17 protein-coding genes are annotated in these 26,803 nt (G+C 65.9%); 10 read left to right on the top strand and 7 right to left on the bottom strand.

The window, feature by feature from the left end; translation table 11 throughout:
- Window positions 1-43 precede the first annotated feature (43 nt).
- The gene (locus HWW87_RS37280) at window positions 44-421 is read right to left on the bottom strand and encodes a hypothetical protein (protein WP_244107353.1); all 378 of its coding nucleotides are present in this window, start codon (window positions 419-421) and stop codon (window positions 44-46) included.
- Here HWW87_RS37280 and HWW87_RS27905 point away from each other — a divergent pair.
- The 7 genes from HWW87_RS27905 to HWW87_RS27875 all read left to right on the top strand — a co-directional run bounded on the left by HWW87_RS27905 (window position 381) and on the right by HWW87_RS27875 (window position 18,960).
- A complete protein-coding gene (locus HWW87_RS27905) occupies window positions 381-8,696 on the top strand; it encodes a YadA-like family protein (protein ID WP_244107352.1) in 8,316 nt (2,771 codons plus the stop codon). The two genes, HWW87_RS37280 and HWW87_RS27905, sit on opposite strands and share 41 nt — an antisense overlap.
- 155 nt (window positions 8,697-8,851) lie before the next feature.
- Window positions 8,852-9,583, top strand: a complete 732-nt coding sequence (locus HWW87_RS27900) for an OmpA family protein (protein WP_175823009.1) — start codon at window positions 8,852-8,854, stop codon at window positions 9,581-9,583.
- 108 nt (window positions 9,584-9,691) lie between these two features.
- A complete protein-coding gene (locus HWW87_RS27895) occupies window positions 9,692-12,529 on the top strand; it encodes an Ig-like domain-containing protein (protein ID WP_175823008.1) in 2,838 nt (945 codons plus the stop codon).
- Between the two features lie 436 nt (window positions 12,530-12,965).
- The gene (locus HWW87_RS27890) at window positions 12,966-15,299 is read left to right on the top strand and encodes a type I secretion system permease/ATPase (protein ID WP_175823007.1); all 2,334 of its coding nucleotides are present in this window, start codon (window positions 12,966-12,968) and stop codon (window positions 15,297-15,299) included.
- Window positions 15,296-16,546: an HlyD family type I secretion periplasmic adaptor subunit gene (locus tag HWW87_RS27885; protein WP_175823006.1), complete on the top strand. Its 1,251-nt coding sequence runs from the start codon at window positions 15,296-15,298 to the stop codon at window positions 16,544-16,546. The genes HWW87_RS27890 and HWW87_RS27885 overlap by 4 nt, the downstream gene beginning before the upstream one ends.
- A gap of 2 nt (window positions 16,547-16,548) precedes the next feature.
- Complete coding sequence (locus HWW87_RS27880; RefSeq protein ID WP_175823005.1) at window positions 16,549-18,057, top strand: TolC family protein; 1,509 nt, start codon at window positions 16,549-16,551, stop codon at window positions 18,055-18,057.
- 39 nt (window positions 18,058-18,096) lie between these two features.
- Window positions 18,097-18,960, top strand: a complete 864-nt coding sequence (locus HWW87_RS27875) for a hypothetical protein (RefSeq protein ID WP_175823004.1) — start codon at window positions 18,097-18,099, stop codon at window positions 18,958-18,960.
- Window positions 18,961-19,014: 54 nt separating this feature from the next.
- On the opposite strand, the gene slmA is transcribed toward HWW87_RS27875, so the two are convergent.
- The 3 genes from slmA to argB are packed head-to-tail and all read right to left on the bottom strand — an operon-like array spanning window position 19,015 to window position 21,334.
- Window positions 19,015-19,680 (bottom strand): nucleoid occlusion factor SlmA, encoded by a 666-nt coding sequence (slmA, locus tag HWW87_RS27870; protein WP_174433996.1) that lies wholly within the window; start codon window positions 19,678-19,680, stop codon window positions 19,015-19,017.
- A complete protein-coding gene (locus HWW87_RS27865) occupies window positions 19,647-20,438 on the bottom strand; it encodes a pyrimidine 5'-nucleotidase (RefSeq protein WP_175823003.1) in 792 nt (263 codons plus the stop codon). The genes slmA and HWW87_RS27865 overlap by 34 nt, the downstream gene beginning before the upstream one ends.
- Window positions 20,435-21,334, bottom strand: a complete 900-nt coding sequence (argB, locus tag HWW87_RS27860; protein WP_174390543.1) for an acetylglutamate kinase — start codon at window positions 21,332-21,334, stop codon at window positions 20,435-20,437. The genes HWW87_RS27865 and argB overlap by 4 nt, the downstream gene beginning before the upstream one ends.
- A gap of 295 nt (window positions 21,335-21,629) precedes the next feature.
- Between argB and HWW87_RS27855 the strand changes: the two genes are divergently transcribed.
- From HWW87_RS27855 to HWW87_RS27845, 3 genes are all read left to right on the top strand, one after another.
- On the top strand, window positions 21,630-21,854 hold the full coding sequence (locus tag HWW87_RS27855) for a cysteine-rich CWC family protein (RefSeq protein WP_175823002.1): 225 nt from the start codon (window positions 21,630-21,632) through the stop codon (window positions 21,852-21,854).
- A 112-nt stretch (window positions 21,855-21,966) separates the two neighbouring features.
- Window positions 21,967-23,370 carry an ATP-binding protein gene (locus HWW87_RS27850; protein WP_175823001.1) on the top strand — a complete coding sequence of 468 codons (1,404 nt, stop codon included), beginning with the start codon at window positions 21,967-21,969 and terminating at the stop codon, window positions 23,368-23,370.
- Between the two features lie 13 nt (window positions 23,371-23,383).
- Window positions 23,384-23,926, top strand: a complete 543-nt coding sequence (locus tag HWW87_RS27845) for a response regulator transcription factor (RefSeq protein ID WP_011658200.1) — start codon at window positions 23,384-23,386, stop codon at window positions 23,924-23,926.
- Window positions 23,927-24,015: 89 nt separating this feature from the next.
- On the opposite strand, the gene hslU is transcribed toward HWW87_RS27845, so the two are convergent.
- The 3 genes from hslU to dksA form a co-directional block, all read right to left on the bottom strand.
- Window positions 24,016-25,359, bottom strand: a complete 1,344-nt coding sequence (gene hslU / locus HWW87_RS27840) for an ATP-dependent protease ATPase subunit HslU (protein WP_175823000.1) — start codon at window positions 25,357-25,359, stop codon at window positions 24,016-24,018.
- 10 nt (window positions 25,360-25,369) lie between these two features.
- On the bottom strand, window positions 25,370-25,906 hold the full coding sequence (hslV, locus tag HWW87_RS27835; protein ID WP_114178356.1) for an ATP-dependent protease subunit HslV: 537 nt from the start codon (window positions 25,904-25,906) through the stop codon (window positions 25,370-25,372).
- A gap of 239 nt (window positions 25,907-26,145) precedes the next feature.
- Window positions 26,146-26,562: an RNA polymerase-binding protein DksA gene (dksA, locus tag HWW87_RS27830; RefSeq protein WP_006477498.1), complete on the bottom strand. Its 417-nt coding sequence runs from the start codon at window positions 26,560-26,562 to the stop codon at window positions 26,146-26,148.
- Between the last annotated feature and the right edge of the window lie 241 nt (window positions 26,563-26,803).

Genomic DNA, 26,803 nt, shown 5'->3' with positions numbered 1-26,803 from the left:
TATCGGCATCGCTATGCAAAACCGATGCGCGTCGTGGAGAGGTTTACCCAAAGGAAAAGGTTCGTATGAACAAGTCATATCGTGTCGTGTGGAACGCCTCGACCAGCACCTGGTGTGCGGCGTCGGAAATTGCGCGCGGACGCTCGAAGTCGTCGCGCTCAGCGAAATCGAAGATTGCGGCGGCCACCGCGCTCATCGTTGCTTCCATGGGCTCCGCGTATGCGGACGATGTTGACGATCCGCTTCTGCTGACCGACGCGAAGCCGGTCGATCGGGAAACCCTCAAGCGGAGCGTCCCGAACACCCGGGCAGTCGTGCCCGACACCAGCGCGTACGTGAAGATCGACGCGAGGGGCGACGGCTCGGACAATGCCTCGGCGATGGGCGAGAAGTCGATCGCGATCGGCAGCAGCGCGAGCACGCGTCCGTCGCCGACGGGCCTCGGCGGCGCGGTGGCGATCGGGGGGGCGGCGACGGCGGCGGGCAACAACGTCGCGCTCGGCGCCAGCGCGTCGGCACTGGGCGACGAAGGGGCGATCGCGCTGGGGGCGGGCGCAAACGCGGGCGGCAAGTCGTCGATCGCGCTCGGCAACGAGGCGCAGGCGACCGGCTGGGGCGCCTACGCGCTGGGCCGCAAGGCGAAGGCGACCGCGGAATCCTCGCTGGCGATCGGCGATTCGTCGATGGCGACGCGCCAGGGCACGATGGCAATCGGGGCGCAAGCTGCGGCCGCAGCGGAAAACGCGATCGCGATCGGTCAGAGTGCGGCGGCGCGCGGTGCCGACTCCCTGGCACTCGGTTCGTATTCCGAAACTGACCGCAACCTGACGGTCTCGGTAGGCACCGCCGGCTTCGAGCGCCAGATCGTCAACGTCGGGCGCGGCACGCAGGCGACCGACGCCGTCAACGTCGCGCAGCTCAAGGGCGTAACCGATGTACTGGGCGGCAACGCAACCGTCGGCGCGGACGGCAACATCAAGAAGCCGACCTACACGATCGGCAGCAAGACCTACGACAACGTCGGCGACGCGCTGCTCGCCGCCTCGACGTCGGGCGGCGGGTCGGCAAACGCGGTCGAGTACGACTCCGACGCGAAGAGTTCGGTGACCCTCGGCGGTACCGGTTCGGCCGCGGTCAAACTCACCAACGTGCGGGCGGCCACGTTGTCGTCGAACAGCACGGACGCCGTCAACGGCGCGCAGCTGTTCGCGACCAACAACCGCGTGACCAACGTCGAGCAATCGCTGAACGATAGCGGCCTGATCGATCCGTCGACTGGCGAATCGCTGGCTGTCACGTACACCAATGCAACGAAGAGCACCGTGTCGCTGGGTGGCATGGGCGGCACCGTCGTCACGAACGTGAAGGCGGGCAAGGTCATGTCGGCCAGCAAGGACGCCGTGAACGGCGGCCAGTTGTACGACGTATCGTCGAGCGTCGCGTCCGCCCTCGGCGGCGCGTCGACCGTCAATTCGGACGGCACCGTGTCGAAGCCGACCTACCAGGTCGGCGACAAGACCTACAACAACGTCGGCGATGCGCTTCAGGCCGCGGCTGCAACGGGGGGAGCCGGCGGTGGCGAGGATGCGAATGCCGTCCACTACGACAGCGCGAACAAGTCGAGCGTGACGCTGGGCGGCACGGGCACCACGAAGCCGGTCGCGCTGAAGAACGTCGCGACGGGCACGGCCGGCACCGACGCCGTCAACGTGGCCCAGCTTCAAAGCGGCCTGAGCGATGTCAAGGACGAGATCAAGCAGGATCTCGGCAACGGTACGCTCGACATGAAGTACATCAAGGTTCGGGCCACCGGCATGCAGGCCAGTGCACTTGGCAAGAACAGCGTGGCGATCGGCTCGCAAGCGAGTGCGACGAACGTCGATACGTTGGCGATCGGTTCGGGTTCGAGAGCGTCGGGCATGAACTCCGTCGCGATCGGGATCAACTCGGTCGCCACGGGCGCCAATACCGTGTCGGTAGGCGACACGGGAGCGACGCGCCGGCTCGTCAACGTCGGCGATGGCGTCGACGGAACCGATGCCGTCACGATGAAGCAGTTGGCCGATGCGATGCGCACCACCAATACGCAGCTCGACAAGCGGATGATGCGGATGACGCGCGACGTCGAATCGAAACCGGGCAGCTTCGTTGCGATCGAAGGGTTGGGGGCGGACGGCAGCATGCCGAATATTGCGTCGATGAACGGTCGCGATCCGAGTCTGGGAACGTCCGCCGCCATCGGCGTAGGGAGTGGCGCTGGCGGGATCAATTCGATCGCAGTCGGTCTGCAGGCGGTCGCGAGTTCCGACTACGCGGTGGCGATCGGCAGTATTGCCCAGACCGGCGTCGACCACCCGTATTCGGTCGCGATGGGCAGCATGGTCACGACGAATGGCCCGGGCGCGCTGGCAATCGGTTCTCGAGCAAAAGCCAATGCCGAAAATGCGGTGGCGGTCGGCAACAATGGCGTGACAGCCGTGGGCAAGAGCTCGATCGCGATCGGCGACAAGGCGTTGGCGGCGGCGGGTACCGTGAACAGCGTTGCGATGGGCAAGTCTGCGAACATCGCGCAAAACGTCACGGATGCCATTGCACTGGGTGCCAACGCGAGCGTGAAGTCGGGCAATAACGCTGGTATCGCACTGGGCGCCAATTCCATCGCCGAGCGTGGCAATGCGCTCTCCGTCGGGTCGAATTCGCTCCAGCGCCAGATCGTTAACGTCGCAAAGGGCACGCAAAACAACGACGCGGTGAACGTGAGCCAGTTGACGGGCGTGACGAACGCGCTCGGCGGCGGCGCGGGCATCGATACGGACGGCAGCATCAAGGCACCGACGTACAAGGTCGGCGACACGATGTACAACAACGTCGGCGATGCGCTGGACGCAATGGCGAAGAGCGGCGGCTCCGATCCGAACGCGGTCGCGTACGACACCGATACGAAGGACAAGGTGACGCTGGCCGGTACGGCCGGCACGACGCTGACGAACGTGAAGGCCGGCGCACTGTCGGCGACGAGCACGGACGCGGTGAACGGTTCGCAACTGTTTGCGACGAACGAGAACCTCGGCAATCTGAAGGACACGCTGACGGATGGCGGTGTCATCGACAAGACAACCGGCGAATCGCTGGCGGTGGTGTACGACAGCACGTCGAAGGACAAGGTGACGCTGGCGGGCAAGACGGGCACGACGCTGTCGAATGTTGCAGCGGGCAAAGCCGACCTGGATGCGGTGAACGTGTCGCAGCTGAAATCGTCGGGCCTGATCGGCGAAGACGGCAAGTCGGTCGCTGCAGTGACGTACGACAAGAACGCGGACGGCACGCCGAACTACAAGTCGGTGAAGCTGGCAGGCACAGGCGGCACGACGCTGTCGAACGTGGCGGCCGGCAAGGCCGATATGGATGCGGTGAACGTGTCGCAGCTGAAGTCGTCGGGTCTGGTCGGCGAAGACGGCAAGTCGGTCGCTGCAGTGACGTACGACAAGAACGCGGACGGCACGCCGAACTACAAGTCGGTGAAGTTGGCAGGTGAAGGTGGCACGACGCTGTCGAACGTGAAGGCGGGCGAACTGTCGTCGACGAGCATGGACGCGGTGAACGGCTCGCAACTGTTCGCGACGAACGAGAATCTGGGCAATCTGAAGGACACGCTGACGGATGGCGGTGTCATCGACAAGACAACCGGCGAATCGCTGGCGGTGGTGTACGACAGCACGTCGAAGGACAAGGTGACGCTGGCGGGCAAGACGGGCACGACGCTGTCGAACGTTGCGGCAGGTAAAGCCGACCTGGACGCGGTGAACGTGTCGCAACTGAAGTCGTCGGGCCTGATCGGCGAGGACGGCAAGTCGATTGCCGCGGTGACGTACGACAAGAACGCGGACGGCACGGCGAACTTCAATTCGGTGACGCTGGGCGGAGGCAAGTCGGCGGGCCCGGTGACGCTGTCGAACGTGGCAAAGGGCAAGACCGGCACGGACGCGGTGAACGTCGATCAGTTGACGGACGCCATTCGCAACGTGGAAGGCGGCCTGAATCCGTTGTCGGTGTCGTACGACAGCGCGGCGAAGGACAAGGTGACGCTGACCGGCAAGACGGGCACGACGCTGACGAACCTGAATGCGGGTACGGTGAGCGTGGACAGCAAGGACGCGGTCAATGGATCGCAGTTGTACGGCACGGCGAAGAGCGTGGCGGACGCGTTGGGCGGTGGCTCGACGGTGGACGAGAACGGCAAGGTGAAGGCACCGACGTATAGCCTGACCGATCCAGCAGGCGGTTCGAAGCAGGTCGACTATCACACGGTCGGCGATGCGCTGGAGAACCTGGACGGCCGTGTGGCGAGCAATACGGGAGACATCACGAACATCAACAACCAGTTCACGAACACGGGCCTGGTGGATGGTAACGGCGACACGCGCGCCGCGGTGACGTACGACAAGAATGCGGACGGTACGCCGAGCTACAAGTCGGCAACGCTGGCAGGCGCAGGTGGCACGACGCTGTCGAACGTTGCGGCGGGCAAAGCCGACCTGGACGCGGTGAACGTGTCGCAGCTGAAATCGTCGGGCCTGATCGGCGAGGATGGCAAGTCGGTCGCCGCGGTGACGTACGACAAGAACGCGGACGGCACGACGAACTACAAGTCGGTGAAGCTGGCGGGTGAAGGTGGCACGAAACTGTCGAACGTGAAGGCCGGCGAACTGTCGTCGACGAGCACGGACGCGGTGAATGGTTCGCAACTGTTCGCGACGAACGAGAGCCTCGGCAACCTGAAGGACACGCTGACGGATGGCGGCGTCATCGACAAGACGACGGGCGAATCGCTGGCGGTGGTGTACGACAGCACGTCGAAGGACAAGGTGACGCTGGCGGGCAAGACGGGCACGACGCTGTCGAATGTTGCGGCGGGCAAAGCCGACCTGGACGCGGTGAACGTGTCGCAGCTGAAATCGTCGGGCCTGATCGGCGAGGACGGCAAGTCGATTGCCGCGGTGACGTACGACAAGAACGCGGACGGCACGGCGAACTTCAATTCGGTGACGCTGGGCGGAGGCAAGTCGACGGGTCCGGTAACGCTGTCGAACGTGGCAAAGGGTAAGGCCGGCACGGACGCAGTGAACGTCGACCAGTTGAACGATCTGGAAGACTCGCTCGTCAACGGAGCGGTCAGGCTCAAGTACATCAAGGTCAACTCGGATGGGCGCGAGGCAATTGCAAGAGGTCCCGAAAGCGTAGCGATCGGTGCGAACGCCTGGGCAACCCGGCCTCAAACGATGGCATTGGGGTCGGGGTCGCGCGCGAACGGCCTCAACTCGGTGGCAATCGGCTACAACTCGATTGCCGACGACGACAATACCGTTGCGGTGGGTAGCGTCGGTGAAGAGCGCCGTATCGTTCACGTGGCTGCTGGCAACGTCGGTGCGGACAGTACCGATGCCGTGAACGGTTCCCAGCTTCATGCGGCGCTGGACAAGCTCAACGCGAACGTGTCTGCCCAGGAAAAGCGCCTGATGACGTTGAAGCAGACGCGTGACGTCGAATCGAAGCCGGGCAGCTTCGTCGCGATCGAGGGGTTGGGGGCGGACGGCAGCATGCCGAACATTGCGTCGATGAACGGTCGCGATCCGAAGATGGGTACGTCCGCCGCCATTGGCGTAGGAAGTGGTTCCAGCGGGATCAATGCGATCGCGGTGGGTCTGCAGGCAGTCGCGAATTCGGACCAGTCGGTCGCGATCGGCAGTATTGCCCAAACCGGCGTCGACCACCCGTATTCGGTCGCGATGGGCAGTATGGTCACGACGAATGGCCCGGGCGCGCTGGCAATCGGTTCTCGGGCCAAGGCCAACGCGGAAAACGCGGTGGCGGTCGGCAACAACGGCGTGATGGCCGTGGGCAAGAGCTCGATCGCGATCGGCGACAAGGCGGTAACGATGAGCGGGGCCGTCAACAGCATTGCCGTCGGTACGAACGCGAACGTGGCCAGGAACGTGGCCGACGCCGTCGCGCTCGGGGCGAACTCGAAGGCGATTCAGTCGAACAGCATCGCGCTGGGCGCCGGCTCGCTCGCGGATCGTGCGAATGCGCTGTCGATCGGCACCGCAGGCGCCGAGCGGCAGATCGTTAACGTCGCAAAAGGCACGCAGAACACCGATGCGGTGAACCTCGCGCAGCTCAAGGGCCTCGCGGAAGTGGTCGGCGGCGGTACGGGCTTCGACGCGAACGGTGACGTGACTGCGCCGACGTACAAGATCGACGGCAAGGAGTACCACAACGTCAACGACGCGCTGCAGGCTGCGGCGAAGAGTGGCAGTGATGGCGGAAACGGCACGGATCCGAATGCGGTGGCCTATGACGGCGCGCAGAAGGACTCGGTGACGCTGGCTGGCCAGAACGGCACGACGCTGTCCAACGTGAAGGCCGGTACGGCCGACACGGACGCGGTGAACGTGTCGCAACTGAAGTCGTCGGGCCTGATCGACAAGGACGGCAACGCGGTGGCTGCGATGACGTACGACAAGAACGCAGACGGCACGCCGAACTTCAAGTCCGCGACGCTGGCGGGCGAAGGCGGCACGACGCTGTCGAATGTGGCGTCGGGCAAGTCCGACACGGACGCGGTGAACGTGTCGCAGCTGAAGTCGTCGGGCCTGATCGGCGAGAGCGGCAAGTCGCTCGCGGCCGTGACCTACGATACGCACGCCGACGGCACCACCAACTTCGCTTCGGTGACGTTCGGTGGCATGAACGCCGGTATCCCTGTCGCGCTGCATAACATTGCCGCCGGCAAGACGTCGACGGATGCGGTCAACGTGTCGCAACTGAAGGGCGTGACCGATGCGATCGGCGGCGGCTCGGGCATCGACCCGGACGGCAAGGTCACTGCACCGGTCTATACGGTCGACGGCACGGATTACGCGTCGGTCGGTGATGCAATCAAGGCGCTGGAGAAGCGTGACGGCGGTTCCGGCAGCGGCACGAACTCGAACGCGGTCGTCTATGACAACGCAACCCAGGCAGCGGTGACGTTGGCCGGCGCGAAGGGCACGGTGATTCGCAACGTCGCGGACGGCTCGCTTGCACTCGACAGCACCGAGGCAGTTAACGGCGGCCAGCTGAATTTCGCCGTGTCCAGCATCGCGGACAGTCTCGGCGGCGGTGCCAAGTTCGATCCGGTGACCGGCGATATTTCGGCGCCGACGTATGAACTGACTGCCGCGGATGGGTTGAAGAACACGTACGACAACGTCGGCGATGCGTTCAAGCATGTCGACGAGCGCACGACGGCGAACACGACGCAAATCGGGACGCTGCAGAAGGGGCTCGCGAACGCGGTTCAGTACGACGATGACGCACATACCTCCATCACGCTAGGCGGTACTGGCGCGGCACCGGTCAAGCTGAAGAACGTCGCGGACGGTACCGAAGAAACCGATGCGGTCAACGTGCGGCAGTTGCGCTCGGCTGGCCTGGTCGGTGAAGACGGCAAGCTGCAATCGGCGGTCGTGTACGACAAGAACGCGGACAACACGACGAACTACGGTTCGGTGACGCTCGGCGGCAAGGACGCGGCCGGACCGGTCGCCCTGCACAACGTGGCGGCGGGTACGGCCAAGACGGATGCGGTGAACGTCAGCCAGTTGAGCGGCGTGACCGACGCGCTCGGCGGCGGTGCGAAGGTCGATGACAAAACCGGCGAGATCGTTGCGCCGACCTACAAGGTGGGTGGCGACAGCTTCCACAATGCAGGCGACGCATTGACCAACATCGACAACCGGGTCACGCAGATCCAGAGCAATCTCGGTGAAGCCACGAAGCTGGTCGGCGCGGTCGCGTACGACAAGAACGGCGACGGCACCGTGAATTGGGGCAAGGTGACGCTTGGCAACGGCTTGTCGACGGGACCGGTGGTGCTGACGAACGTCGCAGACGGCAGGAGCCAGTACGACGCCGTGAACTACGGCCAGTTCTCGAAGCTGGAAGGGCGCGTCAACAACATCGACGAACGCCTGAACGTGGCGATCACGCCTGGCGGCGGTAACGACGGCAACTCGGGCAAGAACGGCAACGACCTGATCAGCGGCACGGGTGGCAGCGGCAAGGACAGCGCCGAGATCGTCGCCGCGAAACCCGGCACCGGCAACGGCAACATCGCTGTCGGTTCCGGCTCGCAGATCGCTGACGCCAAGAACAACGGCACGGCCGTCGGCGCCGGTTCGAAGGTGCAGGCCGACGGCGGTACGGCGCTGGGGCAGGGCGCGACCGTGTCGTCCGGTGCGACCAACTCGGTCGCGCTGGGCAGCGGTTCGAAGGCGACCGAGGCCAACACGGTGTCGGTCGGCTCGGCAGGCAACGAGCGCCGGATCGTCAATATCGCGGATGGCGTGAAGGCCACGGATGCCGTCAGCAAGGGGCAGTTCGACCGGGCGCTCGGCGGGATGCAAGGCCAGATCAACGACATCTCGCGTAATGCCTATTCGGGTATCGCGGGGGCCACGGCGCTGACGATGATTCCGGGCGTCGATCCGGGCAAGACCTTGTCGTTCGGCGTAGCCGGCGCGTCGTTCAAGGGCTATCAGGCGGTCGCGATGGGCGGCGAAGCGCGCATCACGGAAAACCTGAAGATGCGTGCCGGCGTCAGCCTCAGCGGCGGCGGCAATACCTTCGGTGCAGGTGCGTCGTACCAGTGGTAAGGCGGGTAGCGCGGGCCGTTCGGCCCGCGTCGTGATCGCGGTGCGGGCCGAGCGGGCACTTGTCGTGCCTGTCGCGCCGCGTATCGCACCATGCCTGAGCGACTTAATTTCCATTCGTCATTTTCACGGGTCCGCTTCGAGCGGGCCAAACCATCATGCAAACACCGCAATACCTATTCCACCGGAGCCTGCTCGGCGCATTCGTCGTCCTGCTGAGCGCGTGCACGACGCAATCGGGGCCGACGTACACCGTCCGGGCCGTCAAGGCGGCCGACCAGTCGGCGCCGGTCTTTCGCGTGACCTGCGAAGGGCTCGTGTCCAGCACGCGTTCATGCGAGGCGGCGGCGCAGAAGTTCTGTGCCGGCAAGCCCGTCACGTCGCTGCAAGCCATCGATCGCGTGCGTGGCGGCGCCGCGATGGGCGATCCGCGTGAACTGACGTTCATGTGCGGCGTACCACCCAAGGCGAGCGTCGCGCCGCCGGTCGCCGCGGAACCGCAACCGGTCGTGCAACCGCAGCCGGTTGTCGCACCCGTCGCGCAGCGTCAGGTGCTGCTGCAAGGCAGTGCGAACTTCGCGTTCGACAGTGCGGTGCTGACACCCGGCGCACGCCAGGAACTCAACCGCTTTCTGGATGTGAATCGCGATGCCCGCTTTCGTCGCGTGACGGTCACGGGCTATACCGATTCGCAGGGCGCGCATGCCCATAACGTTCGACTGTCCGAGGCGCGTGCGCGAGCAGTGGCCACGTACCTGCGTACCGGCGGGCTGCATGCGGAACATTTCACGACCGTCGGCAAGGGAGCCGCAGAGCCTGTTGCCGCCAATGCGACGGCTGAAGGACGCGCGCAGAACCGGCGCGTCGAAATCGAACTCGAGACGGCATAACGAACTGCGATTGATCGCTCCGTGGCAACCGCTGGGGCGCGCCGCGGAGCGAATATTGGATTGTCCGGATGGCTCCGGGACATCTTGGACCGATACGAGAAAGCAAACATGGCAGAACAGAAAGCAACGACGCGCCCGTCGCGTCCGACGATCGACACGGTGACCGACAACGTACCGCCGTACACCGGCGTGATCGAAAAAGGCGGGCTGACCAACGACCCGCGTCCGACGGTGAGCGGGCGTGGCGATCCCGGCGCGACGATCCATGTTCTGGTGGATGGTGTCGAGGTCGGGACGGCGGTCGTCGGCGCAAGCGGCACATGGAGTTTCGCGCTGACGCAGCCGCTGCACGACGGCGAATACCGTTTGACGGCGCGGGCGAGCAATGAAGTGGGCCTGAGCGTGCCGTCCGCATCGTACGGCATTCAGCTCGATACGACGCCGCCGTCGCAACCGAAGATCGAAACGGCGACGGAAGGCGCGCAGCCGACGCTGTCGGGTCGCGCGGAAGCGTATTCGACGGTGACGATCTACGACGGCATGACGGTGCTGGGCACGACGACGACAAATATCGACGGCACGTGGACGTTCCAGTTGCCGTCCGGACTGTCGAACGGCAAGCATGCGTTGACGGTGTCGGCGATGGACCCGGCGGGGAATACGAGCGTGCGCTCGGATGGTTTCGACGTGACCATCGGGACGGTAGCGCCGCCGGTGCCGACGACGAAGGCGATCCTCGACGAGATGGGTCACGACAGCGGCAACTTCAATTTCGACCGGTTGACGAACGATGGAACGGCGGGCCGGTTGTTGAGCGGCCATCTGACCGCGGCATTGGCGGCCGGCGAGAAGGTACAGGTGTCGACGGACGGCGGCCGGACGTGGGTGGATGCACTGATGAAGTCGGACGGCACGTGGGTGGTGACCGACATGAATGCGCACGGCGGCAACTGGACGATCCAGACGCGGGTGGTCAACGGTAACGGTGTGGCTGGCACGACGACGACGTACGACGTCGAGCTGGATACGCTGTCACCGGATCCGGTGCTGACGGCAGTGCGTTCAGTCAACGCAATCGACGTGTCGTTTGCGGGCAAGAACATGGTGGTGGGGGACGCGATCAACGTGATGATCGGCGACCAGCGCATCTCGTACAACCTGACGGCGGCGGATATCGCAGCGGGCCGAGCGAAGGTCACGATCCCGGCGGGCATCGCGGCGTCGATGGACGAACACACGAGTTACGGCGTCGCGCTGGTGGACCGGAGCGGGAATATTTCCGATTACCTGGTGACGCGTTACGAGGCGCATACGTCGGGAGGTCAGGGCACCGGCGGTATCCAGTACAAGACGTACGACTTCAACAACGAAACGGTGCGCGATCTGGTCCCGGGCGCAATGCCGACTGATTTCGGGGTGTTTTCGCTGGTACTCGATGCGAAGTCGGTGTACAGGGGGCAAGGCCTCCGAGTGGCCGGTGGCTCGCCGATCGGTACGGGCCTCAAGCCGCCCGTCGGAGAGACGGGGTTGTTGGTCGATCTGGCGGGGGCGAAATTCCACCTCAAGGGCGGGGCGCACGCGCAGGCATTGACGCTCGACCTCGGGTTGCCCATGTCGAATACAAGACTTTTTGCGATCGATTTCTTCGACGATGCAGGGAGCCTGGTATATCGCTATTTCCTGGGGGCCTACTCTTCGCAAATTCCCACTCTGCTCGAAATCCGTGCTTACCACATCGTATTGCCGGACAATCTCGAATTCGCATCGTTCGGATTCAGCGGGACTGGCGGGGGGCCATACTCCCCGGGTTATGCCGCGGGGCTGGGCTGGATCGATAACGTCGGGTTCGCAGGGGGGAGTTTCGGCCCCATCGCGCCTTCGGCCGAGGTGAACTTCAACGACCAGACGCCGCGTGATCTGGTAGCGGGAGCCATGCCCACCAATTTCGGAATTTTTTCGTTGGGGCTCAGTACGAAGATGACTGGCCAAGGCATTCGGTTGTCGGGAGGCGCCCCTCTCGGCTCGGGCATCAAGCCGCCGGTCGGGGAGACGGGGTTGTTGGTCGATCTGGCGGGGGCGAAGTTCTACCTCAATGGCGGGGCGCACGCGCAGGCACTGACCATCGACCTCGGGGCGCCCAGGTCGAAAGCGACGTCTTTTGCGATCGATTTCTTCGACGATGCCGGAAACCTGGTGCATCGCTATTTCCTCGAGGGGTATCGTGGTTCGCAACCCCCGTCTGAGCTCGAAATCCGTACGTACCATATCGTATTGCCGGACAATCTCCAGTTTGCATCGTTCGGATTCAGCGGGACCGGTGGGGGCGAATACTTCCCGGCTTATGCAGCGGGGCTGGCTTGGATCGACAACGTCGGCTTCTCGGGCGGCAGCTTTTCCAAGACGACCTGGGAAACGATCACGGAGCTCGTCCCTCCGGCCGATGTACAGCATGTGCTGACGAATGCAGATGCAGAATATTTCGGTTCATCGCACGGCACGGAATTCCAGCTCGACAACGTGTCGTATTTCACGAACCAGCACGCGGGTCTGCACGGTGGCGCGGGTATCGATACGCTGAAACTCACGGGCGCGAACCAGACGCTCGACATATCGAAGCTGCTGAATGTCGGCGGGCACGACAAGATTTCGTCGATCGAGATTCTCGACATCACCGGCGTGGGCAACAACACGCTGAAGCTGTCGATGCGCGATGTGCTGGAGCTCGGCCACGAGAACGTGTTCCGCAATGACGGCCACACGCAACTGATGGTGAACGGCAATGCCGGCGATCGGGTCGAGCTGTCGGGCATGAACGGCCTCGGCAACGGTCAGTGGACGAACCAGGGTTTGGTTGCGATCAACGGCCAGGCTTATACGCTGTACGAGAACGCTGCACTGCACGTCGAACTGCTCGTGCAATCAGCCATTGCAACTCAGCTAGTCTGATCCATCGGTGCGGGCCGGAATCGCGTCACGTTACGACGCGATTCCGCCTCGTACCGCCTCTGCCGCGGCGATAGCCGTGGCGTCGTCCTCCCCGAAGTTTTCTAATGGGCTGCCCATCCCACGTGCGGGGCAACGCATGTCTGCCATGCTCTAAAAATGTATTCGAACTCGTCCTAGTGGTTTGCTGGATGTTTTGGGATTCGTCTCCTTTTGGGGCACAGCCACATTCCGTAAAGTTGTTTCCTTTCAAACGCGATCTCGCTAATGGCCGTCGTGATTCGCCGTCGGCCAGAGTCGCGATTGCCGATCTGGCCGGGCCGGCGTGTACGGACGATCCGTCTCGCCGAACAGGCGTCATCTCCATTCCTTGACGTGCGCCGCCTCGCTCTTCCGTGAATTTCCTCGGCTACGCAATGGCCGCGCAGTCCGTTTCGATATGAATGCTCAACCTTCCAATGCCGGTAGCGGTAACGAGCCGGTCCTGCCTGATTTCCTGGCCGACGACAGCCTGCTCGATTCGATCGCATGGCTTTGCGCTCACTACGGCATCGGAAGAAGTCACGCCGTCCTGACTGCTGGTCTCGCCAAGTACGGCGCGCTGACGCCGCTGCTTGCGATCGAGGCGCTCGCTCACGCCGGGCTGACTGCGAAACTGGTCGGGCGTCCGCTTGCGCAGTTGCCCGAGCATTTACTGCCGGTTGTGCTGTTGCGTCGCAACGGCAGCGCGTGCGTACTGCTTGGCTGGCGCATCGACGATGCGACGGAGCGTGACGCGCGGATCCGGTTTCGCGTCGTGCTGCCCGAGCTCGGCGAGACGCCGGTCGAATGCACGGAAGCGGAATTGAGCGAGACCTACTCCGGCTACGCGCTACTCGTGAAGCCGGCGGCGAAGGTCGACGCGCGTCCCGACGACCTGCCGACCGAACCGGCCGGCCACTGGCTGCTGCGGACGCTGTGGCGCTATCGCAGCTACTACGCGAGCGCGGCGCTCGGTGCGTTTCTGATCAACGTGCTGGGTCTCGCCAGCGTGTTCTTCACGATGAACGTCTACGATCGCGTCGTCCCGAACCAGGCGTACGTGACGCTCTGGTCACTCGCGATCGGCGTCGCGCTCGCGATGCTGATGGAGGCGGTGTCGCGGCATGTGCGCGCTCATGTGCTGGACACCGCCGGCAAGAAGGCCGATCTGGTGCTGGGCAGCCTGCTGTTCCGGCAGGCGCTGGCGATCCGGATGGAGCGCCGGCCGGCGTCGGCCGGGTCGTTCGCGCACCGGCTGCGCGAGTTCGAATCGGTGCGGGATTTCGCGACATCGGCGACGCTGTCGGCGATCTCAGATCTGCCGTTCGTGTTCCTGTTCGTCGCGGTGGTGTTTGCGGTCGGCGGCCCGCTCGGCTGGATTCCGCTGTTGATGATCCCGCTGATCGTCGGGCTCGGCACGATCGTGCAGTGGCCGCTCGCGCGCGCGATGCGCGAAAACCTGCGCGAAGCGTCGCTCAAGCAGGGCGTGCTGATCGAGTCGGTCGACGGGCTCGAGACGCTGAAGGCCGTGGGCGGCGAAGGCGCGATGCGGCATCGCTGGGACGCGTTCAGTGCGAAGACGGCGGCTGCATTGATGCAGTCGCGTCAGCTCTCCAGCATGGCGACCAGTTGTGTCGCGTTCCTGCAGCAGATGCAGACGGTGGTGATCGTGATCTTCGGCGTGTACCTGATCGGCGAGGGCAAGCTCACGCAGGGCGCGCTGATCGGCTCGGTGATGCTGGCGGGCCGCGTGACGGCGCCGCTCGGCCAAGTCATGGGGCTCGCGCTCCGTTTTCAGCAGGCCAGGACCGCCATGCATTCGCTCAACGAACTGATGGCGATGCCGGTCGAGCATGAGCCGGGCCAGGATTATCTGGCGCAGCCGCCGCTCAGCGGCCATGTGAAGCTCGACGGCGTGTCGTTCGCCTATCCGTCGGCTGGCCTGCAGCAAAATGCGCCCGCGCTGGACAACGTGTCGGTGGATATCCGGCCGGGCGAACGCGTCGCGATACTCGGCCGGGTCGGCAGCGGGAAATCGACGCTGCTGCGCTTGATCGCACGGCTTTATCAGCCGACGGAGGGCAAGCTGCTCGCCGACGGGCTCGATGCCGCACAGATCGCGCCGGCCGACTGGCGTCGCACATTCGGCTACGTCGGCCAGGACAGCCGGCTGTTTTACGGTTCGCTGCGCGAGAACGTAACGATTGGCCATCCCGACGTGCCGGCTGCGGAACTGCTGCGCGTGCTGCAACTGACGGGGCTTGACGCGCTGGTCGCCCGGCATCCGCTGGGCGTGAACCTGCAGGTTGGCGAAAACGGCCGCGACCTGTCGGGCGGCCAGCGCCAGCTCGTCGCGTTGGCGCGCACCCTGATCGGGCGTCCGCGCACGCTGCTGCTCGACGAGCCGACGAGCGCGATGGACACGCAGACGGAATCGCTCTTCATCGAGCATCTGAAGCAGGCGAGCGCCGGCCAGACGCTGATCGTCGTCACGCACCGCACCTCGTTGCTGACGCTGGTCGACCGGATCGTGATCGTCGATCAGGGCAAGGTCGTGATGGACGGGGAAAAGGCGCATGTGCTGGCAGCGCTGTCCGGGCAGCCCGAGTCAACAACCGAGCGTCACGCGTCGTCAGGGCCGCAGCGAAGCCGCGCGACGACAGTACGGGTGGTCGAGCGGGGCGTCGGACCGGGCGCGCCGCCCGCGGATTCCGCGCAGGCCGTGGCGTCGTCGGCGGCGGAGGCATCATGATGCAGCGCATGCGATCGATGCTGAGCCGCAAGCCGGCGCCGCGCCTGCGCGCGGGCGACGTCGCCTACATGAGCGACATTCGCGAGGCGCTGCTCGTGCGCTCGTCCGCTGGTGCGCAGGCGATTCTGTACGTGGTTGCCGTGGTGCTGGTCGTCGCGCTCGTTTGGGCGCACTTCGCGCGCGTCGAGGAGGTCACGCGCAGCGATGCGACAGTCGTGTCGCCGAGCCGCGAGCAATGGATCCAGAGCCTCGAGGGTGGGATCGTCCAGTCCGTGGCGGTGCGCGAGGGCGAGGTCGTCGAAAAGGGGCAATTACTCGCGAAAATCGATCCGGCGCGCGCGCAATCGAGCTATCGCGAAGTGTTGACCAAGGCGCTGGAACTGAAGGCGAACGTGTCGCGCGCGCGCGCCGAGGCCTATGGGGCGACGCTGGCTTTTCCGGAGGACGTGACGCGTGAACCGGGCCTCGTCGCGCAGGCGACCGCGACCTACCGTGCCCGCCGCCAGGCGCTCGACGAGCAGGTTGCCGCATTGCGGCAGAGCCAGGCGCTGGTGCGGCGCGAGATTGCGATGGCGGAGCCGCTTGCGGCGAAAGGGCTGATCTCGGAAGTCGAGATCCTGCGCATGCGGCGGCAGGCGACGGACCTCGACGCACAAATCGCCGAGCGCCGGAGCCGCTTCACCGCGGATGCCAGTACCGAGTTGTCGCGGCTCGAGCAGGAGCTTGCGCAAACGAACGAGGTGCTGGCTGGGCGCGCGGACGTGCTGGCGCGCACCGATGTCGTCGCGCCGATGCGCGGCGTGGTGAAGAACATTCGCATCCGCACGGCGGGCGGCGTGGTGCAGTCGGGCGAACACATCATGGAAATCGCGCCCCTCGACGGCCGGGTATTGGTCGAAGCGCAGATCAAGCCGTCCGACGTCGCGTTCCTGCGGCCGGGGTTGCCGGTGCTCGTGAAGCTGAGCGCATACGACTTCTCGATCTACGGCGGGCTGCAGGGGCGCGTCGTCAGCCTCGGTCCGGATACGTTGAAGGACGATCAGAAGGCGGCGATGGGGCGTCCCGACGCGAACTACTACCGGCTCATGGTCGAGACGGATGCAGACGCGCTGGTCGCGGCCGGCAGGCGTTTGCCGGTATTGCCGGGCATGCAGGCGACCGTCGATATCCGCACGGGGGAGAAGACAGTGCTCGATTACCTGCTCAAGCCGATCTTCAAGGCCCGCGAGGCCTTCAGGGAGCGGTGAGCATGAGCGGATTTCGAGTCTTTCGCGCGCGCGTCGATGCGGGTGAAGGTCGTGCGGCGCTGCGTGTCGCCGTATCGGCGGTGCTGCTCGCGCTGTCGATGTGGCAGCCGGCCAGGGCCGCGCGCGCCGCCAATGTCGTGTCGCCGCGTATTGCGGCGCCGGTGTCGGCGTCGGTAGTTGGTAAGGTAGTTGAGGCGGATGGGGCGAGCGCGGCATCCACCGGCGCGAAGGGGGGCGCGGATGCTTCCGGGCCAACGCAGGACGACGCAGTATCCGACTCCGCCCCCGCATCCACGCTGACGGAGCGCGAGTTGCGGCGAATGCTGTATGTCGCGGCTGAAGCGGCGGTCGACGTCAGTCCGCAGGTGCGACGCCTGTACGCGGAGTATCAGGCCGCGCAGGCGGACGTCGATCAGGCGAAGGGCGCGCGTTGGCCGCAATTGCAGTTGAGCGGTCAGACGCGTGCCGCGCAGTTCGGCGCCAACGCCGGCAGTGCCTACGATCCGGGCAACGCGCTGGGCGTGAACTTGACGACGACGCTGTACGACTGGGGACGCACGTCGAAGACGATCGGCAGCCGGCAGGATCTCGCGAGTGCGGGCCAGGAGCGCTACGTCGCGCAGATGGAAGACTCCGCCTACCAGGTCGCGGCCACGCTCGTCGAGCTCTCGAAACAGCGCAACATCGCGGCGCTGAGTCAGCGCTTCGTCGACCGGATGGCGCGCCTCGTGCGGATGCTCGAGGAAATCGTCGCGGTCGATCGCGGTCGCGGCAGCGAGCTGACGCAGGCGAAGGCCCGTTTGTTGCAGGCCGAGGCGAGTCGCGACACGGCGCTCGCGAAATGCCGGACCGCCGAGCTGAATCTTCGCAAGCTGGTGGGCGAGCGGCCGGTGCCGATTCCGATGGAATCGCATTGGCCGCTGCATCCCGGCAATCTCGACCGGCTGATGTCCGCGCTCGACGAGAATCCGCGACTGCAGCAAGCGCGCGCCGAGGCCAGTGCGGCCGAACTGAACCGTGATGCGGTGCGGGCGGCGTCCAGGCCGCAGTTGAACTGGGTCGTCAGTACGAGTACCGGACATGACGCCATCGGGCGCCGGATGCCGTGGCAGACGATGCTCACGCTGACGTGGAACGCATTCACGGGCGGTGCCGCCACGGCGGCGACGGACGCGGCTACGTTCCGCGCATCGGCGAACTGGCGTCAGGTCGAGCAGATGCGTCTGGATCTGGAATACCAGGTGCGTAGTGCAGAGGAGGACGCGCACGCGTTCGGCGAGCGCGCAGATCAGTATCGCGACCTGTCGGTGGAGTCGGCGCGTGTGCGCAGCGCGTTCTTCGACCAGTGGTATCAACTCGGGCGGCGTTCGTTGCTCGACGTGCTGATTGCGGAAAACGACGATTACAACAATCGCGTCAACGAAGTGGCGTACCGCTTCGACAGTTATGCCGCGACGCTGCGCGGCTACGCCTCGGCCGGTATGTTCATGCAATGGCTGCGTGGGGGATGACGCGTCGGGTCCGGCGCGGGTCGGACAGCGAGGGAAATCATGAATCCTGGATCGATCGAGAACTGGTTTACGGTGCCGCCGCCGAGGGCGGCTTCCTATCTGCCCGCACCCTACGGTGTTCGGCGCGACGTCACGGATCGCTTCGCGCGTCTGTCTGTCGGGGCGGTCTACCTGTCGGCCGGGGTGACTGTTGCCGCCGATGCGCGCGCGGCCGATTTCGGGCACGACAATCTTGCCTGGAGTTGCAAGCCGCCGCCGCGCGGTCGCGGCCGTGCCGTATCGGCAGCAGTCGGCGGCGTATTGCTCGGCGCGGCGTTGACGGCGCTGTTCGGCGCAATGCTGGTGAACCACGAGGCGGGCTTCGGCTACACGGTGCGGGGAAGTGTGTCTGCGGGGAGCGCGACATCTGCGTCGGCTAGTGCGGTAGCCCCCGCAGCGGCTGCGGCGCCGAGTCCAACGGCGGCTCAGGCTCAGGCTCAGGCTCAGGCTCAGGCTCAGGCACCAGCACCAGCACCAGCACCAGCACCGGTTTCCACGTCGCCCCATCAGACGCGCGACACGGATGCGCACACAACAGCGCCCGCGTTGCTGCCAATACTGGCCAAGCCCGCCGACATGGCGCGCATGCGCGGCCATGAACGGGAAACCGGACGACCCGTAGCCGCAAGGGCCACGTTGCATCGCGTATTGGCGAAGTCTCGACCGGCAGCGCAGGCAGTGCCGCCCATATCAGGCGCCCACGACCAATGCGGCGCCGACTGGCCATGCGGCGACACCCTGCGATCGTGGCAGGTCGAGCTGAAGCGTTGGGAAGCCCGCAAGCCGCTACCGGCGCCGGACGAGAGCGATAGGGTGGAGACGCCGGTTCGTCTGACCGAGCACCCGCGCGTGACGGAGTGGTAATACGCGCAACGTCAGTGGGTGAAAGGCCCTTCGGCCGCAACCCGGGTCACGTGTTCACTGCAGGATCAGCCGAAGATGCGCATCGGCCTGCTCGCCGGGCGGCTTCTGGAATCCGCCCTTTGCGAACCGATGCCACCGGCCGATCACGTAGCTGACGAGCAGGCTGGCCCGCGCGGCGGGATCATAGTCGGCCGGTAGCACGAACGGCGTCGCGCCGTCCTGCGGCGCACTCGCCTCGGTGCGCGCGACCCGCAGGCATTGCTTGACGGTCGCCTCGATCCGGTCGAGCAACTGGTTCACGCGCTCGGTCAGCCGCTCGTCCTCGCCGACCAGCGCCTCGCCGGTCAGCACGCGCGTCATTCCCGGGTTTTTCGCGGCGAAATTGAGCATCGTCAACGCGATCGTGCGTGCCTGCAGCACGCCGTTCGGCTCTTTCGCGACGATCTGGTTGACGAGGCCGAACAGCGCCTGCTCGATGAACTCGATCAGCCCTTCGTACATCTTCGCCTTGCTGGCGAAGTGCCGGTACAGCGCGGCTTCCGACACGTCGAGCCGCGCCGCGAGTGCGGCGGTCGTGATTTTCTCGGGTTTCGGCACCTCGAGCATCGCCGCGAGCGTCTGCAGGATCATGACGCGGCGCTCGCCCGGCTTCGGGCGCGGGCGGGAGGGTGTGGCCTGGCTTTCCGTTACGGCTTGGTCCTGCGGGTAAGTCGGCTGCATTTTTGTCGCCCCGATCGTGTGCCCAGTCGCAGCGATTTTAACGAACGAATGCGCTGGTCGACATAATGAGGGCGTCCGGTTGCCGGCAGATGGCCGGGCAGATGGCCGGTAATCCATACCGTGCCGATGCCCAGACGCTTGTAGCGCTTCAGGTGGCCGCGCGTATCTTCGACGAGGATTGCGTCGGACAGCCGCGCATGCGCGGCGCGCAACGCCCGGCGCAGCATCGTGTGATCGGGCTTCGCGCGCCACGTGCGGCGGTCGCGCATGTGCTCGATCGCGATCACGCGCTCGAACAGGCGCTCGATGCCCAGCTCGCGCAGCACCACGCGCGCATAGTTTTCCGGCGCGTTGGTCAGGATCAGCTTGCGGCCCGGCAGCGCGGCGACGATGCGCGCGAGGCCGCGCTCGGCGCGCACCATCGCGGGCAGGTCGGAAAACGTGTGGACCACGCGCAGGAAGTCGTGCGGGTCGATCGGATGATGGCGCGTGAGGCCGAGCAGCGCGGCGCCGTAGCGCTCGGTGTAGCCGTTGCGCAGGCGGTCGGCTTCGGCGCGCCCGACCTGCAGCGCGTCGATGATGTATTGCGTCATCGCCCGGTCGATCTCGGGAAAGATCGCGTGCGATGCGTGGTGAAGCGTGTTGTCGAGATCGAACAGCCAGACGGGGGCGCCGGCGCGCGGCCGGCTGCGGGAGATGCGCCGGCGTCGCAGCGACGCCGGCAGATCGGAGCCCGCTGGCGGGCGGCGCGTGCTCAATGCGAGCGGATCATCGTGCCGAACGGCTGCTCGGTCAGGATTTCGAGCAGCACCGAGTGCTCGATCCGGCCGTCGACGATGTGCACCGACTTCACGCCGCTCTTCGCGGCGTCGAGCGCCGACGAGATCTTCGGCAGCATGCCGCCGGAGATCGTGCCGTCCTCGAACAGCGCGTCGATCTCGCGTGCGGACAGATCGGTCAGCAGGTTGCCGTCCTTGTCCATCACGCCCGGGATGTTGGTCATCATCAGCAGCTTCTCGGCGTTCAGCACGGTGGCGAGCTTGCCCGCGACGAGGTCCGCGTTGATGTTGTACGACAGGCCGTCCTGGCCGAGGCCGATCGGGGAGATCACCGGGATGAACGCGTCGTCCTGCAGCGCCTTCACGACCGCCGGGTTGATCGTCTCGACTTCGCCGACCTGGCCGATGTCGATGTACTGGCCCGGGTTGTCGCGGTCCGGCATCAGCAGCTTGCGCGCGTGGATCAGGCCGCCGTCCTTGCCCGTCAGGCCCACCGCGTGGCCGCCGAAGTGGTTGATCAGCATCACGATGTCCTGCTGCACTTCGCCGCCCAGCACCCATTCGACGACTTCCATCGTCTCTTCGTCGGTGACGCGCATGCCCTGGATGAAGGTGCCGGCCTTGCCGATCTTCTTCAGCGCGTGATCGATCTGCGGACCGCCGCCGTGGACGATCACCGGATTGATGCCGACCAGTTTCAGCAGGATCACGTCGCGCGCGAAGCCCTGCTTGAGCCGCTCTTCCGTCATCGCGTTGCCGCCGTATTTGATCACCACGGTCTTGCCGTGGTAACGGCGGATGTACGGCAGTGCCTCGGCGAGGATTTCTGCTTTCAGCGTCGGGGCGATCTGCGAGAGGTCGATGGGCTCGGACATGGCGGCGGCTCTGGCTGGGAACGGTTGAAACAGGGCGAATTGTACAGGAGTGGCGCAGCGCAGCATCGGGTTTTTGGGTCGGCCGGACGGCCGCTCGCGCGGGGCTGGCACCACGCGCCGCGGCCCGCCGGCTATGGCGCCGGGGCCTGTGGCGGCGGTGCGGACGGGGGCGGCAGCCGGCGCGTGCGGCGGTTGTCGGGGGACGCATCGGCCGGACGGCCGACGTGCAAAATCCGTTCGCCGCGCTATGCTTGTCGCGTAGGGTGACTTTCATGCCCGTTTCCGCGTTTCCGCCATGACCGATTCCGCCGCCGACGCCCGTTCGACTCCGCACCGCGCGCGCTGTCCGCGCTGCGGGCGCGGCTTCGACTGCGGCGCGCGTACGGAGCCTTTCGACTGCTGGTGCGCGTCGATGCCGGTCCCGCCCGGCGGCGCACCGCCCGCGGCCGGCGCGCGCTGTTGCTGCCCCGAGTGCCTCGCCGCCGAGATCGCGCAGCGCATGGCCGGTGCGGCCGGCTGATGGCGCAGGCGTGTGCTACTGGGTGCCGCGCCGGCCCGCACGGCGGTCCGTTCGCCCGCCCCGATCCGGCCCCCGGTAGAGGCGCCGGGCGCTAAACGGGTAAACTGCTCGGATGCAACGAATCACCACCACCGGGCGCGTCAACCTTAGCCACCTGTTCTGGCTGCGCAATCTCGCGATCATCGGCCAGCTCGTGACGATCGGCGTCGTGCAGACCTATTTCGGCGTGCATCTGCCGCTGCCGGCGATGCTGATGGTCATCGCGCTCGAAATCGTTTTCAACGCGCTGACCTGGGTGCGCGTGCTGCGCGCGCGGCCCGAGACCAATTTCGAGCTGCTCGGCCAGCTGTGGGTCGACCTTGGTGCGCTGTCGGCGCTGCTGTTCCTGTCGGGCGGCACGACCAACCCGTTCGTGTCGCTGTACCTGCCGTCGCTCGCGATCGCGGCGGCCGTGCTGCCGTGGCACCTGATGATCTGGCTCGCGGCGTTCGCGGTCGCCTGCTACGCGGCGCTCGGCTTCGATTCGGTGCCGCTCAACATGGACAATCCGGCGAACCTGTTCGACTACTACCGCACCGGGATGTGGGCGAACTTCATGGTCAGCGTCGGGCTGATTGCGTGGTTCGTCGCGCGCATGTCGAACGCGCTGCGCCAGCGCGACGCGGCGCTCGGCGAAGCGCAGGCGCACCTGCTGCGCGACGAGCGGGCGGTCGCGCTCGGCGTGCAGGCCGCCACCGTCGCACACGAGATGGGTACGCCGCTGTCGACGATCGCGATGCTCGCCGAGGAGTTGCGCGACGCGGCGCGCGCCGATCCGGGGCTCGCGCGCTACGAGGCCGACCTGAAGGTGCTCGAGGAACAGATGACGCTCTGCACGTCGGCGCTCGCGCGCCTGCGCAGCCGCGCGAGCGCGCCGGCGAGCCGCCAGCCGGTGGACGACTGGCTCGACACGTTCGTCGAGCACTGGCGCCTGCGGCACCCGCACGTGCAGTTCGACCTGCTCGGCGCGCGCCCGTCGGGCGTCGCGCTCGACGACACGGTCGCGGCCGGCCAGATACTCACGATCCTGCTCGACAACGCCGCGCGCGCGAGCCCGCACCGCGTGACGCTGGCCGCGAAGCTCGCGCACAACGAGCGGGCGGCCGACCAGATCGAATTCGAAGTATGCGACGACGGCCCCGGCATTCCGGCCGCGTTGCGCGAATCGCTCGGCGCGATGCCGGTCGACAGCACGCAGGGCGGGCACGGGGTCGGCCTGTACCTCGCGTTCAGCGCGGCCGTGCGCCTCGGCGGCGAGATCGAGCTGTCCGATGTCGTGCGGCGTACGGCGGGCGGCAACGGGCGCGCCGGCGGCGCGAATGGCCACGCCGCTGCCGCGGCGGGCCAGCGCGCGACCGAACGAGCGGCAGCCACGCCGGACAGCCGCCCGGCCGGCGCCCCCGGCCGCGGCACGCGCGCCGTGCTGCGCCTGCCGGTGGCGCGCATCACGGCGCCGGCTGCCTCAACCAACACGTAGACGGAGAAACCACATGAGCGAGAACAATTTCCTGGTGATCGACGACAACGAGGTGTTCGCGGGTACGCTCGCGCGCGGCCTCGAGCGCCGCGGTTACGCGGTCCAGCAGGCGCACGACAAGGAGGCGGCGCTGCGGCTCGCGGCCGGCGGCAAGTTCCAGTTCATCACCGTCGACCTGCATCTCGGCGAGGATTCGGGGCTGAGCCTGATCGCGCCGCTGTGCGACCTGCAGCCCGACGCGCGGATTCTCGTGCTGACCGGCTACGCGAGCATCGCGACCGCCGTGCAGGCCGTGAAGGAAGGCGCCGACAACTATCTCGCGAAGCCGGCGAACATCGAGTCGATCCTGGCTGCGCTGCAGACCAACGCGAGCGAAGTGCAGGCCGATGAAGCACTCGAGAATCCGGTCGTGCTGTCGGTCGACCGCCTCGAATGGGAACACATCCAGCGCGTGCTCGCGGAAAACAACAACAACATCTCGGCCACCGCGCGCGCGCTGAACATGCACCGCCGCACGCTGCAGCGCAAGCTCGCGAAGAAGCCGGTACGGCAGTAAGCGGCGCGGCGGCATCGGCCGGCCGCTCCAACGAAAACGGGCGGCCCCCGACGAAGGGGCCGCCCGTTTTTCATCCGACGCCGCGCGCGTTACAGCACGTAGCGCGACAGGTCTTCGTCCTGCGCCACTTCGCCGAGCGCGCGGTCGACATACTTCGCGTCGATCGTCACGCGCTCGCCGGCGTGGTTGCCGGCCGAGAACGACACTTCCTCGAGCAGCTTCTCGATCACCGTGTACAGCCGGCGCGCACCGATGTTCTCGGTTTTCTCGTTGACCGCGAACGCGATCTCGGCGAGGCGCCGGATACCGTCGTCGGCGAATTCGAGCTGTACGTCCTCGGTCGCGAGCAGTGCCTGGTATTGCTTCACGAGGCTCGCGTCGGTCGAATCGAGGATCGCCTCGAAGTCTTCGACCGACAGCGAATCGAGCTCGACGCGGATCGGGAAGCGCCCCTGGAGTTCCGGAATCAGGTCGCTCGGCTTCGCGAGGTGGAACGCGCCGCTCGCGATGAACAGGATGTGATCGGTCTTCACCATCCCGTACTTCGTGTTGACCGTCGTGCCTTCGACGAGCGGCAGCAGGTCGCGCTGCACGCCCTGGCGCGACACTTCGCCGCCGCTGCCTTCGTTGTTGCGCGACGTGATCTTGTCGATCTCGTCGAGGAACACGATGCCGTTCTGCTCGACGTTCTGCACGGCCTTCGTCTTCACTTCCTCGTCGTTGAGCATCTTGGCCGCTTCCTCGTCGGTCAGCAGCTTCAGCGCTTCCTTGATCTTCACCTTGCGGCGCTGCTTCTTGCCGCTGCCGAGGTTCGAGAACATCGAGCGGATCTGCTCGGTCATCTCTTCCATCCCGGGCGGCGCCATGATGTCCATGCCGACCGACGGCTGCTCGAGGTCGAGCTCGACTTCCTTGTCGTCGAGCTGGCCTTCGCGCAGGCGCTTGCGGAAGGTCTGGCGCGTCGCGTTGTTGTCGTCGTTCGCGTGATCGGCATTGCCGCCGAAGCCCACCGCGCGCGGTTGCGGCAGCAGGATGTCGAGGATGCGGTCTTCCGCCTGGTCGGTCGCCTTGCTGCGGACCTTGCGCATTTCGGATTCGCGCGTCTGCTTCACCGAGATCTCGATCAGGTCGCGCACGATGCTGTCGACGTCGCGGCCGACGTAGCCGACTTCGGTGAACTTGGTCGCTTCGATCTTGATGAACGGCGCGTCGGCGAGCTTCGCGAGGCGGCGCGCGATTTCGGTCTTGCCGACGCCCGTCGGCCCGATCATCAGGATGTTCTTCGGCGTGATTTCCTGGCGCAGCGGGTCGGCGACCTGCTGGCGGCGCCAGCGGTTGCGCAGCGCGACCGCGACGGCCTTCTTCGCCTTGGCCTGGCCGATGATGTGCTTGTCGAGTTCCGAGACGATCTCGGCAGGGGTCATGGTGCTCATGGGGCGGTCCTTACTCGATCGTTTCGATGATGCGGTTGTGGTTCGTGTAGATGCACATGTCGCCGGCGATGCCGAGCGACTTCTCGACGATCTCGCGCGGCGACAGCTCGGTGTTCTCGACGAGCGCGCGGGCCGCGGCCTGCGCGTACGCGCCGCCCGAGCCGATCGCGCAGATGCCGCCTTCCGGGTCGAGCACGTCGCCGTTGCCGGTGATCACGAGCGTGGTGGTCGCATCGGCCGCGATCAGCATCGCCTCGAGGCGGCGCAGCATCCGGTCGGTGCGCCAGTCCTTCGCGAGCTCGACGGCCGCGCGGGTGAGGTTGCCCTGGTGCTTCTCGAGCTTCGCCTCGAAGCGGTCGAGGAGCGAGAACGCATCGGCGGTGCCGCCCGCGAATCCGACCAGAACCTGGTTGTTGTAGATCCGCCGCACTTTCCGCGCGCCACCCTTCATGACGATGTTGCCGAGGGTTACCTGGCCGTCGCCGCCGAGCGCGACCTTGTCGCCGCGCCGGACCGAAACGATGGTCGTGCCGTGAAATTGCTCCATCTGCGTTCCTTGAGAAAAACGGGGAAGAGTCGGGCGGCGCGAGGCGCCGCCGCGTGAATCCGCAGTGCGCCGGGAAGCGGCCCGGCGCGCGTCCGTTTCATTTTAGGGCGGGCGCCGGGATATCAAGAGGGGGAGGCAAATCGGCCGGCGGGCCGGGAACCGGTGCCGGAAAAACAAAAAGCGCGCGGCAGGCCGCGCGCTTCCGGGAAGCAGCGTGTCTGAGCGGAATTGCCGCTCGATCAGTCGCCGAACAGCTTCTGGCGCAACTCGCGGCGCTCCTGCGCCTCGAGCGACAGCGTGGCGGTCGGACGCGCGAGCAGGCGCGGAATGCCGATCGGTTCGCCGGTTTCCTCACACCAGCCGTAGTCGCCGGAATCGATGCGGGCGAGCGACTGCTGAACCTTCTTGAGGAGCTTGCGTTCGCGATCGCGCGTGCGCAGCTCGAGCGCGTGCTCTTCCTCGATCGTCGCGCGGTCGGCGGGATCGGGGACGATCACCGTCTCGCGCAGGTTCTCGGTCGTCTGGCCTGCATTCTTGAGGATGTCCGCCTGCAACTGTTCGAGCCGATTTTTGAAGAAGGCGAGCTGATCCTCATTCATGTAATCCTTGTCGCTCATCTTCAGGATTTCGGCTTCGGTCAAGAGTTTCTTCGTCATCTGCTTGCTTCTTCAATGTGCGGCAAATCAAGAGATAGTGCCTGCACTTTGGGATTACCCGCAACCGCCCTTGCAATCATTTGCGATTTGCCGCCGCGGGGCCGAAAGCCTCTGGAAAAACCGGTTCTCAAATACCAGGATAGGCCTGGCGCGGATTTGCGCGCGCTGCGAACCGGTGTGCTGCGCGGCAGATCGCATCGGCCGCGGCCGGGAGGCGGATGGGCGATCCGGCGCGGTTGCG

The sequence above is a fragment of the Burkholderia sp. BCC0419 genome (assembly GCF_902830285.1).
In the GTDB taxonomy this organism is placed as follows: domain Bacteria; phylum Pseudomonadota; class Gammaproteobacteria; order Burkholderiales; family Burkholderiaceae; genus Burkholderia.
The sequence above is the reverse complement of the archived record's forward strand: the minus strand, read 5'-3'. Positions and strand labels throughout refer to the sequence as shown.